This window comes from Frigidibacter sp. MR17.14, assembly GCF_037095735.1.
Lineage (GTDB): Bacteria > Pseudomonadota > Alphaproteobacteria > Rhodobacterales > Rhodobacteraceae > Frigidibacter.
Map to the genome: position 1 here is coordinate 614,041 of NZ_JBAWKD010000003.1, position 12,570 is coordinate 626,610.

The 12,570-nt window shown below is 69.6% G+C and carries 14 protein-coding genes; 2 read left to right on the forward strand and 12 right to left on the reverse strand.

Annotated features, from left to right (window positions below):
* Positions 1–12 precede the first annotated feature (12 nt).
* Together radA and V8J36_RS11660 are read left to right on the forward strand one after the other, a co-directional pair.
* Positions 13–1,377, forward strand: coding sequence for a DNA repair protein RadA (radA, locus tag V8J36_RS11655; RefSeq protein ID WP_336467448.1), 1,365 nt, complete (start codon positions 13–15; stop codon positions 1,375–1,377).
* Positions 1,378–1,485: 108 nt separating this feature from the next.
* The gene (locus V8J36_RS11660) at positions 1,486–2,085 is read left to right on the forward strand and encodes a CvpA family protein (RefSeq protein ID WP_336467449.1); all 600 of its coding nucleotides are present in this window, start codon (positions 1,486–1,488) and stop codon (positions 2,083–2,085) included.
* Positions 2,086–2,153: 68 nt separating this feature from the next.
* On the opposite strand, the gene V8J36_RS11665 is transcribed toward V8J36_RS11660, so the two are convergent.
* The 12 genes from V8J36_RS11665 to V8J36_RS11720 all read right to left on the reverse strand — a co-directional run bounded on the left by V8J36_RS11665 (position 2,154) and on the right by V8J36_RS11720 (position 12,443).
* Positions 2,154–2,525, reverse strand: coding sequence for a VOC family protein (locus V8J36_RS11665; RefSeq protein ID WP_336467450.1), 372 nt, complete (start codon positions 2,523–2,525; stop codon positions 2,154–2,156).
* An 87-nt stretch (positions 2,526–2,612) separates the two neighbouring features.
* Positions 2,613–3,086, reverse strand: a complete 474-nt coding sequence (locus V8J36_RS11670; RefSeq protein ID WP_336467451.1) for a prepilin peptidase — start codon at positions 3,084–3,086, stop codon at positions 2,613–2,615.
* Positions 3,083–3,910, reverse strand: a complete 828-nt coding sequence (locus V8J36_RS11675) for a helix-turn-helix transcriptional regulator (protein WP_336467452.1) — start codon at positions 3,908–3,910, stop codon at positions 3,083–3,085. Before V8J36_RS11675 ends, V8J36_RS11670 begins: the two co-directional genes overlap by 4 nt.
* 244 nt (positions 3,911–4,154) lie before the next feature.
* On the reverse strand, positions 4,155–5,153 hold the full coding sequence (locus V8J36_RS11680; RefSeq protein WP_336467453.1) for a type II secretion system F family protein: 999 nt from the start codon (positions 5,151–5,153) through the stop codon (positions 4,155–4,157).
* Positions 5,154–5,163: 10 nt separating this feature from the next.
* Positions 5,164–6,135, reverse strand: a complete 972-nt coding sequence (locus tag V8J36_RS11685) for a type II secretion system F family protein (RefSeq protein ID WP_336467454.1) — start codon at positions 6,133–6,135, stop codon at positions 5,164–5,166.
* A gap of 3 nt (positions 6,136–6,138) precedes the next feature.
* A complete protein-coding gene (locus V8J36_RS11690) occupies positions 6,139–7,521 on the reverse strand; it encodes a CpaF family protein (protein ID WP_336467455.1) in 1,383 nt (460 codons plus the stop codon).
* A 10-nt stretch (positions 7,522–7,531) separates the two neighbouring features.
* Positions 7,532–8,725: an AAA family ATPase gene (locus tag V8J36_RS11695; protein WP_336467456.1), complete on the reverse strand. Its 1,194-nt coding sequence runs from the start codon at positions 8,723–8,725 to the stop codon at positions 7,532–7,534.
* 15 nt (positions 8,726–8,740) lie between these two features.
* Positions 8,741–9,343 carry a TadE/TadG family type IV pilus assembly protein gene (locus tag V8J36_RS11700; protein ID WP_336467457.1) on the reverse strand — a complete coding sequence of 201 codons (603 nt, stop codon included), beginning with the start codon at positions 9,341–9,343 and terminating at the stop codon, positions 8,741–8,743.
* A complete protein-coding gene (locus V8J36_RS11705; RefSeq protein WP_336467458.1) occupies positions 9,340–9,870 on the reverse strand; it encodes a TadE/TadG family type IV pilus assembly protein in 531 nt (176 codons plus the stop codon). Before V8J36_RS11705 ends, V8J36_RS11700 begins: the two co-directional genes overlap by 4 nt.
* A 4-nt stretch (positions 9,871–9,874) precedes the next feature.
* Positions 9,875–11,314: a TadE/TadG family type IV pilus assembly protein gene (locus tag V8J36_RS11710; protein ID WP_336467459.1), complete on the reverse strand. Its 1,440-nt coding sequence runs from the start codon at positions 11,312–11,314 to the stop codon at positions 9,875–9,877.
* A gap of 25 nt (positions 11,315–11,339) precedes the next feature.
* Complete coding sequence (gene cpaB, locus V8J36_RS11715) at positions 11,340–12,161, reverse strand: Flp pilus assembly protein CpaB (protein ID WP_336467460.1); 822 nt, start codon at positions 12,159–12,161, stop codon at positions 11,340–11,342.
* 72 nt (positions 12,162–12,233) lie between these two features.
* Complete coding sequence (locus V8J36_RS11720) at positions 12,234–12,443, reverse strand: Flp family type IVb pilin (protein ID WP_336467461.1); 210 nt, start codon at positions 12,441–12,443, stop codon at positions 12,234–12,236.
* Positions 12,444–12,570: the final 127 nt, after the last annotated feature.

The following is a 12,570-nucleotide window of genomic DNA, read 5'->3' on the forward strand; positions in this document are numbered from 1 at the left end:
GCAGGAAGGCGCATGGCCAAAGCCCCGACACCGACCTTCACCTGCACCGCCTGCGGCGCGATCCACAAGAAATGGAACGGACGCTGCGATGCCTGCGGCGCCTGGAATTCGATCGTCGAAGAGGCGCCGCTGTCCTCGGGCGGCGCCAAGGCGCTGACCGGCAAGGGCCGCACTGTGCCGCTGACCGACCTTGCCACCGAAGAGGCCCCGCCGCCGCGCAAGATGTCGCGGATCGGCGAATTCGACCGGGTGCTGGGCGGCGGGCTGGTCGATGCCTCGGCGATCCTCGTGGGGGGCGATCCGGGGATCGGCAAGTCGACGCTGCTGCTGCAGGCCACCGCCGCCTTCGCCCGCGCCGGGCTGAAATGCATCTACATCTCGGGCGAAGAAGCCTCGGCCCAGGTGCGGATGCGCGCGCAGCGGCTGGGACTGGGCGACGCGCCGGTGCAGCTGGGGGCCGAGACCGCGCTGCGCGACATCCTGACCACGCTCGACGCCGAGCGCCCCGATCTGGCGATCATCGATTCGATCCAGACGATGTGGGCCGACACCGTCGAGGCCGCGCCCGGATCGGTCAGCCAGGTCCGCGCCGCCGCGCATGAGCTGGTCACCTTCGCCAAGCGCCGCGGCGTCGCCGTGATCATCGTGGGTCATGTCACGAAAGAGGGCCAGATCGCCGGCCCGCGCGTGGTCGAGCACATGGTGGACACGGTCCTGTATTTCGAGGGCGAGCGCGGCCACCAGTTCCGCATCCTGCGCGCGGTGAAGAACCGCTTCGGCCCCGCGGACGAGATCGGCGTGTTCGAGATGACCGGCTCGGGCCTGTCCGAGGTCGCGAACCCCTCGGCGCTGTTCCTGTCCGAACGCGGCCAGCCGCAGCCCGGCTCGGCGGTCTTCGCGGGCATCGAGGGCACGCGCCCGGTGTTGACCGAGGTGCAGGCGCTGGTCGCGCCCTCGACCCTCGCCTCTCCGCGCCGGACGGTGGTGGGCCTTGATTCGGGCCGCGTCTCGACGATTCTCGCGGTGCTCGAGGCGCGCTGCGGCATCCCCTTCACCGGGCTCGACGTCTTCCTGAACGTCGCTGGCGGCCTGCGCGTGGCCGAGCCCGCGGCCGATCTGGCGATCGCCGCGGCGCTTCTGTCGGCCCGCGAGGACATCGCGATGCCGCCCGAGGCGGTGATTTTCGGTGAAATCAGCCTGTCCGGCGCGCTCCGGCCCGTGGGGCAGGCGGAAAACCGGTTGAAAGAGGCCCGGAAACTTGGTTTTTCACAGGCGATCGTGCCGGAGGGAACCAAGACCGGCACGGAAGAAGGCATGAAGATCGGCCGCTTTGCCGATCTGGCCGCCTTCACAGGTGACATCTTCGGCGCCGGCTGAAAGGCCCGCCGACCGGACGGGCCCGGACGGCCCGGGACGATCAGCGCCCCGGGCACAAGGGGCTGCCACGGGGCCGATCGGCAAGATCCGGTCGTAAGGAGCGAGCGCATGGAAGGCTTCACCATTATCGACGCCGTTGTGGCCGTCGTGATCCTGCTGTCGGCGATACTCGCCTACAGCCGCGGGCTTGTCCGCGAGATCATGGCCATCGCCGGCTGGATCGCCGCCGCGGTGCTGGCCTTCCTCTTCGCCCGGCAGGCAGAGCCGCTGGTGCGGCAGATCCCGGTCCTGAACGATTTCCTCGCCGACAGCTGCGAGCTGTCGATCATCGCGGCCTTCGCGGCGGTCTTCGCGCTGGCGCTGGTGGTCGTGTCGATCTTCACGCCGCTGTTCTCGTCGGTCGTGCAGCGCTCTGCGCTGGGCGGGGTGGATCAGGCGCTTGGCTTCCTCTTCGGCGTCGCGCGCGGCGTGCTGCTGGTCGCGGTGGCCTTCGTGGTCTACGACCGCGTGGTGGTGAATGCCGATGTGCCGATGGTCGAGAATTCGCGCTCGGCGCAGGTCTTCTCGTCCTTCCAGCAGAACCTGGACGAACAGGTGCCGGCGGATGCGCCCGGCTGGATCGTCGCGCGCTACGAAGAGCTCGTCGGATCCTGCGGCGCGCCGGTCGAGTCGGTCCCGGCCGTCACCCCGCCCGCCACCAACGGCTGAGGCGCGCCACCGGACTATCGCAAGGGCCGTCCTTCGGGGCGGCCCTTTCGCATGCCGCCGTCCTGCGGTCAGCCGGGGTCCCCCGTCAGCTCGAGCAATTCGATCCGGTTGCCGAACGGGTCGTCGACGAAGACCCGCCGCAGGCCCGGCAGATCGACATCCGGGTGGAAAGCGATCCCGCAGGCCGCCAGATGCGCGGTCATCCGGCCCAGCGCAGTGACGCGGAACGCGGGATGCGCCTTGCGGGCCGGGGCAAAGGCGGCCTCGACGCCCAGATGCACCTCTGTCCCGGGGCCGCGGAACCAGACCCCGCCGCGCGCCGCAAGCCGCGGCGGCTTGCCGATCTCGGTCAGCCCGAGAACGCCGGCGTAGAAGCCGCGGGCGGCCTCCTCGCCGCCCGGTGGCATCGCAAGCTGCACATGATGAAGCCCTTCGATCATCGCGCGTCCTCTGCTGGTCCCGGGGCACCAGCTGGCGCGGGGGGCGATCACGTCAAGCGACGGTGGCCGGGGCCGGGCCTGCCCGGCTCAGGCCAGCCGCGACAGGATCAGCCCGGCCTCGCCCAGCCCCGCCAGCAGGAAGGCCAGCGCCATCGGGAAGCGTCCGCGGGCCGAGATGCCGCGGTAGCGGCTGCCCGCCGCCGCCGGCCGGGCCTGCAGCGCCATGACCGCGGCAAGGCTCAGCATCATGCCCAGCGACAGCGCCAGCATGAAGGCCGACAGGTCGCGCGCCGGCACGAACAGCAGCATCACCGGCAAGAGCTTGGCATCGCCCCCGCCGACCATGTTCAGCGCGAAAAGCGCGAAGCACATCGCGAAGCACAGCCCCGCGATCAGCGCCCGCATCGCAAGCTCGTCCAAGGGCAGGAACGGCGCCAGCAGGGCAAAGAGCGCCAGCGCGATCAGGCTGAGCAGGTTCGGGATCCGCAGCGCCCGCAGGTCAGAGATCGCGGCCGCCGCCAGCACCGGCAGCAGCAGCAGGAAGCCGAGGTCGGCGCTCATGCCGCGCCCTTCCGCCGCTCGATGCCGAAATCGCGCACCAACAGACGGTGCATCAGCGCCGCACGGTTCTGCGCGCCGGTCTTGCCGTAGACGTTGCGCAGGTGGGTGCGCAGGGTCGAGCCGGTGATCGACAGCTCTTCCATGATCGCCTCGTCGCTGAGCCCGCGCGAGATCATCAGGCAGACGCGGAATTCGGCGCGGCTGAGCTGGTTGGGGTTGCGCGTGTCGAGAATCGGCGCATCGATGGTGGCCTGGGTGCGCTGCACCCGGTCGGACAGCTGGCCCTGCGCGAAGACGCCCGGCACCCGGCCCATCCAGATCCGCGACAGCGTGTCGGCCATCATCGTCAGCGTGCCGATCGCCCGCGGCGCCGGCGCGGCGCGGAAATGCAGTTCGAGGAAATCGACCTGATGCGCCTCGCGCGCCAGCATCACCAGCACCACGTCCTGAAAGCCGCGCGCCTGCTGGAAACGGGCCAACTCGGGTTCGGGCCGGTCGTTGACGACGCTGCCCTGCCACATCGAGCCGGCGCGGGCACGGGTCGCGTAGTCACCCAGAACGTCGCGGGCGAAGGACCGCTGGACGCGCCGACCGGCACCATGCGGCAGCGGGTCATGGACCACCAGCCGCGGCATCATCTCGCTCTGCGGCACCAGCCGGCTGAGCACCGCCACCTCGGCGCCCAGCGCCGCGGCGACCTGGCGAAGGCCCTCGGTGACCGATCTGCGGCCCTGAAGCGTTTCGCACCACAGCGTGACAGCGTCGATCAGCCCCAAATCGATCTGTCGTTCAATCGTCGGTTCGGAAAAAGATTCCTGAAACATGCACTTCCCTCCACCACCGGAGCGTGCGCCTACTCAAACTGCGCCGTCCGTTACCCTTGCCCCCAAGGTCGTCACTCACGTCGTCTTCAAATTGCGTTGAGTCGATTACGGCACGAATGCGGAAATTGCGTCAAGAAAACGGCGGATATCGCGGGTTCTCCAAGGGTTTCGGGTCTCGAATTGCACCGGTTTCGAAGATAGCCGCCACAAGCTTCACGGATTGTTTACGAAAACCGGATCCGGGTCACTTGTTCATCATCGCCATGTATCGAATCACGGTCGGCCCGACGGTCACGATCACCAGCACCGGCAGCATCACCGAGGCGAGCACGGCGGACATCTTCACCGGCAGCTTGTTCGCCATTTCCTGCGCCATCATCTCGCGGTACTGGCGCATCTCTTCGGCATAGGTGGTCAGCGCCTCGGCGATCGGCGTGCCGAACTGCATCGACTGCTGGATGACCCCGGCGAAGGAACGCACGATCTCTAGCCCGGTGCGCTCGGCCATGTCGCGGATCGCCTGATCGCGCGGCCGGCCGGCCTGGATCTCGAGCTGGGCGATGGTCAGCTCTGCCGAAAGCTCGGGCGCGACCTCGGCCATCTCGTTGGCCACCCGGGTCATCGCCGCGTCGAGGCCGAGCCCCGCCTCGACCGAGACCTGCAGCAGGTCGAGGGCGTTGGGGAAGGTCTCGCCGATGCGCAGCTGGCGTTCGCGGATCCTCCGCTCGAGCCAGGCCGAGGGCAGGTAATAGCCCAGCGCGACCATCACCGCGAGGGCACGGAAGGTGCCGAAGCTGCTCAGGCCCGCCACCCGGTCCAGCATCGGTAGCACCGACCACGGCCCGGGATTGTGCGCAAGTACCGTTGCCAGCACGAAGACCAGCGGCAGGCCCAGCCCCATCAGAACCCGCACCGTCATGTAGCGGCGCAGCGCCGCCGGGTGACGCAGACCGGCCATCGCCAGCTTGCGCTCGAGCGCGGTGCGGTCCTTGCCCTCCTTGGGCAGGATCGACTGCATGATCTTGCCCGGCGCCGCCTGCGAGGGCAGCAGCAGCGCATGGTCGCGCCGCTTGGCGCGGCCGGCGGCGGTGGCGGCCAGACGCTCGGCGGCGACGTTGCGGCGACCCACCAGCCCGGCAAGGCCGAGGAACAGCAGGCTGGCGGCAAGTCCGACGCCGATCATCACCAGCATCTGCGGGGTAAGCCCGTTGGCCTGGGCCACGAGGGCGAGACGTTCCAGCATTGGGCTCTCCTCAGATCCGGAAGTTGACGAGACGGCGCAGCAGAAGCGCGTTCACGACGGTCAGCACCACGACGGCGGCGGCCAGCTTCGGGAACAGCGGATCATCCGCGACCGAGGTGTAGTAGGAGGGGTTGGTGATCATGGTGAAACCGACCATCAGCACCGGCAGCGCCGACAGGAAGTAGCCGGTCATCCGTCCCTCGGACGAGATCGCCTTGATCCGGCGGCGCATCGCGATGCGGCCGCGCACGACCTTGGACAGGACGCTGACCACCCGCGCGAGGTCGCCCCCCACCCCGTGCTGGATGCCGATGCTGGCCGCCAGATAGCGCACGTCCTCGATGTCGACGCGGTCGGCGAAGTCGTGGATCGCGTCGACCAGATCCTCGCCCAGGCTGACCTGGTCGAAGACGATGCCGAACTCGGTGCCGATCGGGTCGGCCATCTCGCGGGCGACGTTGCCGATCGAGGTGTTCAGCGGATGACCCACGCGCAGCCCCCGCGCCATCAGGTCGAGCGCGTCGGGGATCTGCGCGGTCATCGCCGCCATCCGGCGGCCCTGGCGCACACGGACGACCATCACCGGCAGGCCAAGCCCCAGCACCAGCGCCAGCGGCACCGCGGTGATCGCCGGCACCAGCGTCACGGTGACCGCGAGCGCCCCCACGCAGCCCAGCAGGCAGCGCAGCAGGAAGCCGTCGACCGGCATCGTCGAGCCCGACTGGCGCAACGCGCGTTCAAGCCCCGCGATCGGCCGCAGCACGGACAGGCGCGAATGGCGCACCGGCGGCTTCAGCAGGTCGAGCACGGCCTGCGGCGTCGCGCCCTTGGCCAGCATCTTCAAGCGCCGGTTGCGCGCCTCTTGCCGGTTTTCGCCCCGCTGCAGCACCTGCGCAAGGCCGGTGATCGCCAGCAGGACGCCAAGGAACACGCCCACCAGCAGGACCAGCGTCGCCTCGTTCTGGGTGAAAAGCTCGGACATGGCTCAGGCCCCCGCCAGGAAGGCGTTGTCGCCCAGCTGCACGCCCGCGGCCAGAAGCTGGTCGGCGCAGCGCGGACGGATGCCGGTGGCCACGAACTCGCCCAGCACCTCGCCGCTTTCCGACCGACCGGTCTTCCGGAAGACGAAGATGTCCTGCATCGTGATCACGTCGCCTTCCATCCCGGTGATTTCCGAGACGCTGATCACCCGGCGCTTGCCGTCCGCCAGCCGCGAGAGCTGCACGACGAAATGCAGGCCCGAGGCGATCTGGGCGCGCAGCGAGCGCATCGGGAAGTCGATCCCGGTCATCGTCACCATCTGCTCGACCCGGCCCAGCGCGTCGCGGGCGGTGTTGGCGTGGATCGTGGTCATCGAGCCGTCGTGGCCGGTGTTCATGGCCTGCAGCATGTCGAAGGTCTCGCCGCCGCGCACCTCGCCGACGATGATCCGGTCTGGCCGCATCCGCAGCGCGTTGCGCACGAGGTCGCGCTGGTGGACCGCGCCATTGCCCGAGGGGCTCGGCGGGCGGGTTTCCAGCCGCACCACATGGGCCTGCTGCAGCTGCAGTTCCGCCGCGTCCTCGATGGTGACGATGCGCTCGCGCTCGTCGATGAACGAGGACATCGCGTTCAGCATCGTGGTCTTGCCCGAACCGGTGCCGCCCGAGATCAGCACGTTCATCCGCGCCTGCACGAGACCGCGCAGCAGCTGGGCGGCGCGTCCGTTCAGGGCGCCCGCGTCGACCAGCCGGTCCATCGTGTAGGGCTGGCGCGAGAACTTGCGGATCGAGACCGAGGGGCCGTCGATGGCGCAGGGCCGGATGATCGCGTTGACGCGGCTGCCGTCTTCCAGGCGGGCGTCGACCCAGGGCGTGCTTTCATCGACGCGGCGGCCGACGCGCGACACGATCCGGTCGATGACGCGCAGCAGGTGGCGCTCGTCGCGGAAGCGGGTGCGGACCCGCTCCAGCACGCCGCGGCGCTCGACATAGACGTTGCGATAGCCGTTCACGAGGATGTCGTTGACGGTCGGGTCGGCCAGCAGCGGCTCGAGCGGGCCAAGGCCCAGCACCTCGTCGATCACCTCGGTGATGACCCGGTCGAGCTCGACGGTCGACAGCCGCTCGCCCATCTCGGTCAGCATGGCCGCGATCAGGGTGCCGACCTCGCGGCGCAGTTCCTCGGGCTCGACCTTGTCGAGCGCGGCAAGGTTCAGCCGGTCGAGAAGCGCCTCGTGCAGGCGGCTTTTCAGGTCGAGCCAGCGCTGCAGCTCGGGGTCCTCGCCGGTATCGGGCAGCGTCGTCACCAGGTCATGCCCGGTGGCGGCGGCCAGCGAGATCACGTTCGAGGGGGTGTCGCCCTTGGATTTGCTGAAACCTTTGAACATCTCGTCCCTCTCAGTGCCGGGTGTCGGCGGCTTGGGTTTCGGACAGGCTGCGGGCCATGGTGCGGATGGCGCGGGCCAGCGGCGCGCGGCCCGCGCTGGCGGCCAGCGTCTCGCCGCGGTCCAGCGCCTGGCGCGCGGCGCGGGCGTCATGGGGCAGCCAGTGCTTGAGCGGCCGGCCAAGGATCTTGGCGGCCTCGGCGTGGTGGCGGCCCTTGAACATCGGGCGCGCCTCGTGGTTCACCACCACGTCGATCTTCAGGTCGATGACCTCTTCGGTGAAGAAGTCGATCAGGCGGCGCGACTGGCGGATCGAGGGCACGGTGCTGTCGGTGACAAGCATGGTGCGGTCGCTCAGCCGCAGCACGGGAGAGATCCAGTCGACCAGCGTGCGCGGCACGTCGACCACGACATGGTCGAACTGCCGCCGTGCCTCGCGCAGCAGCGCGTCGACCTGGGCGCGGCTGACCGCATCCATCGGCAGGAACTGCTCGGGCGCGGTCAGGACATGCAGGCCCGAGGGATGCTCGACCATCGCGTCGCGCAGGAAGGCGGCATCGGGGATGATCGCCCCGGTCGCCATGCGCGCCAGCGCATCGTTGGGCTCGAGGTCGAGCGCGCTGGCGACCGCGCCGAACTGCAGGTCGAGGTCGATCAGCGCCACGCGGCCCTCGACCTTGCGGCCGCGGAAGCCCGAGCGTCCGACGAGCTGGTCGGCGAGGTTGACGGCGACCGTGGTGGCACCGATTCCGCCGCGGGCCGGCATGACCGAGACGATCTTGCCCAGCCGCTCGGACTCGGCCGGCCGCGACAGGGCCAGCGCGGTGCGGCGGCGCTCCCAGGCATCGATCCAGCCCGCGACCTCGGCCGGGGCCAGGGGCAGCGGCAGGATCTCGTCGACGCCGGCGCGTTCCAGCGCCTTGGCCTGGCCCAGCGGCATCGCGGTATCGGCCAGCGCAACCAGCGTGCAGGGGCCAGTGACCTCGGCCCGCATCCGCCGGATCGCCTCGGCATCGGCCTCGGCGTCGGGGGCCACGCGGAACATGACGATGTCATGGGTCTGGGCCAGCAGCACCGCGGTGCCGTTGATGCGCGACAGCGCACCGGGCTGGACCTCGATCTCGACGCCGGGACGGTCCGACAGGCAGCCGCGCAGCGTCTCGGCGATCGCGCCGTCGTCGGTGACCAGGATGAGCGAGCGTTTCATGGCGTGCGTTTCCTTTCAGCTGCCGGCGCCGAGGCTTTCCGCCGGCAGCGAGACGCTGATCGGGGGAAAGGCCGTCGTGGCTCCGAGGCCATCGGTGGGGGTCCCGCCGGCCAGCGAGACGAGTGCCGCGAGCGGCGAGACGAAGTCGAAGGCGAGGTTCGCGATCTCGACGGTGACCATCGGCGTGTAGGGACCGCCGAGGAAGCCGAGGTTCGGGTCGTAGCTGTAGGTGATGCGCAGGTTGTCGGCCGTGGCCCCGACCGGCATCAGAGCCGCGACATCGTCGAAGAAGCTTGCCCCGTTGCAGCTGACGTCGGCGACGGGCTGGCAGGCATTGGCGTTCACCCGGCAGGCGGTGCCCAGCGGATAGGCCTGGCCCGACACCTTCTGGTAGGGGGCGAAGCTGACCCCGGCGCAGCCCGGGCTGACCACCGCGCGGCGGGCGACCATCTGCACCGCCTTTTCGGTCGTCGAATAGTTGAAGGCCATCCGCCCGAAATCGATCAGGCCGAAGAACAGCAGCAGCAGCAGCGGGATGACCATCGCCAGCTCGACCAGCGCGGTGCCGGTCTCGTCGCGGCGCAGGCGGGCCGCAAGGGTGCGAAGCGCGGCGATCATATCCCGAAGATCCTCTGTTCGTCCGCGATCGTGGCGGTGACGGGTTCCAGCGCGCCGCCGCCGCCGAAAGCGAAGAGCGGGGCGAAGGGGAAGGTGAAGTCGACCGTGGCGGTGACCGAGGCGACCGCGAAGGGGTTGCGCCGGTAGGTCGAGCCGGTGGGTGCCGTGATGCAGCTGTAGTCGGGCACGACCGAGGTCACGGTCACGCCGGCGGTCACCACCGACGAGGTCTGACCGTCGTCGTCGCTGTCGTAGCTGCGCGAGACGATCTCGGTCAGCGCGTCCTCGTAGCCCGCAAGCGAGCCGCCGGTGTCGCAGATGTCGGCCGGGGCCACGCGGGCCAGATAGCGTGCGGCGTCGCGCACGCCCGAAGACACCGCCTGATATGAACGGACCATGCGTGCCGCCTCGATCGTCACGGCGAACAGCAGCAGCAGCATCGGCAGCAGCAGCGCGAACTCGACCAGGGCGACGCCTTCGTCGGCGCGGCGGAAGCGGGTGGGCGAAGGGATGCGGGAATGGGTCATGGCATCACCGGTACAGCTGGACGACATCGTGGAAGATCCCGGCGTCGCCGCCCGCCCCGCCAGCCCCGCCGGCGCTGCCCACGACCTCGCCCCAGATCTCGAAGTTCGAGCTGTCGCTGACCACGGGCTCGGTCAGGAAGATCTGGACGTATTCGTGGACCGGCACCTTGCTGGCTGCGCCCTGGACCGGGTTCGCGGTGCAGTCGATGCCGGCAGCGATGACGACGCGGCGGCGCGGATCGGAACTCTGGTAGCTCGAGCACTGCGGGCGGCCGGTCTCGGCACGGTCCTTGCCGTCGAGGCCGACGCCGCTCAGGATCGCGGTCTTCGAGGCGCCGCCACCATGCGCGGCGATCTCGGCCATGTAGTATTCGAAGCGGGTCCGGGCGCCGGAGTGCGGATCGGTGGCGCCGTAGTTGGCGGCCACATAGGCTGCCCGGCCGGTGGTCCAGACCCCGTCACCGAAGCGGTCGCAGCTGCTGCCCGAGCAGTCGTCGCGGGGCAGCTTCTTGGTGTTCGAAACCTGGGAATTGGTGCCGACGCAGGTCTGGCCCTTGCCCTGCGGGATCACGCCCTTGATGACGTTCGGGGCCGGCGCATAGGCGGGGTCGGTCTTATTCTGGCTCATCGAGGACAGGTAGAGGTCGAAGCGGGTGTTGAAGGCCGCCTCTTCGCTGCCGACCTTCTGGCCGGGCTGCATGTCGACGCCGGGCAGCGCGTAGCACTGCGGCACCGCGCCGATCGCGCCGATCATGCAGCGGTTGTAGGGGCCGCCTTTCAGCCCGACGCAGGGGCCGCTGGTCTGGCCGATGGCCGGCGGATCGACGAAGCCGAAGTCGCCGGGGCCCCAGGCGCCGGTGCCCTTCGCGTCACGCAGCTTGATCATGTGGCCGATGTTGTCGTCGGCCTTGTAGGCGGCCGAGGGCAGGCAGAACATCAGCGCCACGACCTCGCAGGCGTATTGGGTCATGCCGGCGACGGCGACCGCGTTGGTCGTGTTGCCGGGCGCGTCCTGGCCGGTCACGGCCGCGAAGGCCGCGGCAAAGGGCAGGCCCACGCTGCGGGTCGCGATCACCACCCGCACATAGGCGGCCCGGCTGTCGTCGGTCGTGTCGGTGGTGGCGCTCAGCGTCTGGCGGAAATGCAGCGTGTAGTCGGCAGAGCTCAGCGCCTGCGCGCCGGTGCCGAAGGTCTGGCTGTCCGCGATGGCGGCGGCCGCGGCGGCCGTGGCCCGCGCGATGGCGCCATCGCCCCCGTCAAGCTCGCCCGCCGCCGCCAGCGCAACGCTGTCGGCATAGGACTGCAGCTCGGTCTGGGTGATCGACAGCCGGCCCAGATCGAAGGTCAGCGCGACCAGCCCCAGGAACACGCCGAAGGCCAGGCCCCACAGGACGAGCACGGCGCCCGTCTCGTCGGTTCTGAAGCGGGGTGCGACGGGGGGCATGGGCGGTGTCCTTCGGAAGCCGGGGTCAGTTGGTGGCGATGTCGGCCAGCACGTTGGCGCGGCGGATGCGGATGACGGGGGCCCTGACCGGCTCGGGCGCGGGCTCTGCATCGGGGGCGACCGCGACCGGGGCGCGGTCGACGATCAGGTCCTCGAGCCGGGCCGAGACCAGCGGCTCCTGGTCCGCAGCCTCAAGCGAGCGCAGCGTCAGGCTCAGCTGGCCGGCGGTCTGGGCAAGGGCCAGCTTCTGGCCCTGCTCGGCCGTCACCTCGACGGTGACGGTGCGGGCGATGCCGGGCTTGTCCTTGTTCTCGTCGGCGGTCTGGTCGACGCCGATGATGCGGATGTTCTGCAGGATGGTGACGGCCTGCATGTCGTTGTCCTTGTTGCGGGTCAGGACGATGTCGACACGGTCGCCGGGGGTGACGAAGCCGCCCACCGCGCTGCCGGCGGTGACGTTGATCGCCATGGCGCGGCCATCGGGGCTGAGGCTCTGGACGATGGTGACCTTCTCGCCGAAGTCCGAGACCTTGGACATCAGGATCAGCTCACCCGCCGCGATCGGGCGCTTGGCGCGGCGTGGCTGGCCGCCGGCGGCCGGTAGAAGCACCTTGGCGCTGGAGACGGTGCCGGGCACCACCGCGTCGCGGGGCCAGCGGATCGTGGTCAGCAGCTGCGGGTCGATGACCTGTCCCAGCGCGATGTCGCGGCTGGCGACGATGGCCATGACGGTGTTCTCCGCCTCGGCCGCGGCGACCGGCTGATCGAGCAATTCACGGGCGTAATAGGCGGAGCCCCCGGCGACGGCGATGCCCGCAAGGGCGGTGAGCAGAGAACCGATGCGCATCTGGCGCCTCCTTGCCTTCTGACAACATCGATCGCGGCGAGCCATGTTCGCCGCGATCAAAGTATAAAAATGTTACTCTGCGCCCGGGCAGGTGACGTCGGCGCCCTCGCCAGTGCACATGACGGAACCAGCCGAAGCCATCGACGTGCCGATGTTACCGGCGAGCGTCGCCAGAGCGCCGGTGCCCAGCACCAGCGCCAGGGTGATGCCGATGCCGTATTCGACCAGGGTCACGCCCTTTTCATCGCGGCGGAAGCGGGCGAGGAGCTTGGTGAGTTTCATGTGATCTTCCCTCTTTCGAAAACTGGACCGCGGTCGTTTTTGATCTGCCGCGGCGGGTGTCCGAACCGTCGGAACCTGCATTCAAGCTACGCAGAGGGGGGGCCTGCGACATCGTCCAGAACGACGA

Excerpts from the sequence above, each read along its gene's own strand:
- V8J36_RS11695 (WP_336467456.1), bottom strand. The coding sequence starts at position 8,725 with ATGAAACGCTCGCTCATCCTGGTCACCGACGACGGCGCGATCGCCGAG.
- radA (WP_336467448.1), top strand. The coding sequence starts at position 13 with ATGGCCAAAGCCCCGACACCGACCTTCACCTGCACCGCCTGCGGCGCG.
- V8J36_RS11680 (WP_336467453.1), bottom strand. The coding sequence starts at position 5,153 with ATGCTGGAACGTCTCGCCCTCGTGGCCCAGGCCAACGGGCTTACCCCG.
- V8J36_RS11660 (WP_336467449.1), top strand. The coding sequence starts at position 1,486 with ATGGAAGGCTTCACCATTATCGACGCCGTTGTGGCCGTCGTGATCCTG.
- V8J36_RS11665 (WP_336467450.1), bottom strand. The coding sequence starts at position 2,525 with ATGATCGAAGGGCTTCATCATGTGCAGCTTGCGATGCCACCGGGCGGC.
- V8J36_RS11700 (WP_336467457.1), bottom strand. The coding sequence starts at position 9,343 with ATGATCGCCGCGCTTCGCACCCTTGCGGCCCGCCTGCGCCGCGACGAG.
- V8J36_RS11675 (WP_336467452.1), bottom strand. The coding sequence starts at position 3,910 with ATGTTTCAGGAATCTTTTTCCGAACCGACGATTGAACGACAGATCGAT.
- V8J36_RS11670 (WP_336467451.1), bottom strand. The coding sequence starts at position 3,086 with ATGAGCGCCGACCTCGGCTTCCTGCTGCTGCTGCCGGTGCTGGCGGCG.
- V8J36_RS11685 (WP_336467454.1), bottom strand. The coding sequence starts at position 6,135 with ATGTCCGAGCTTTTCACCCAGAACGAGGCGACGCTGGTCCTGCTGGTG.
- V8J36_RS11705 (WP_336467458.1), bottom strand. The coding sequence starts at position 9,870 with ATGACCCATTCCCGCATCCCTTCGCCCACCCGCTTCCGCCGCGCCGAC.
- V8J36_RS11710 (WP_336467459.1), bottom strand. The coding sequence starts at position 11,314 with ATGCCCCCCGTCGCACCCCGCTTCAGAACCGACGAGACGGGCGCCGTG.
- cpaB (WP_336467460.1), bottom strand. The coding sequence starts at position 12,161 with ATGCGCATCGGTTCTCTGCTCACCGCCCTTGCGGGCATCGCCGTCGCC.
- V8J36_RS11720 (WP_336467461.1), bottom strand. The coding sequence starts at position 12,443 with ATGAAACTCACCAAGCTCCTCGCCCGCTTCCGCCGCGATGAAAAGGGC.
- V8J36_RS11690 (WP_336467455.1), bottom strand. The coding sequence starts at position 7,521 with ATGTTCAAAGGTTTCAGCAAATCCAAGGGCGACACCCCCTCGAACGTG.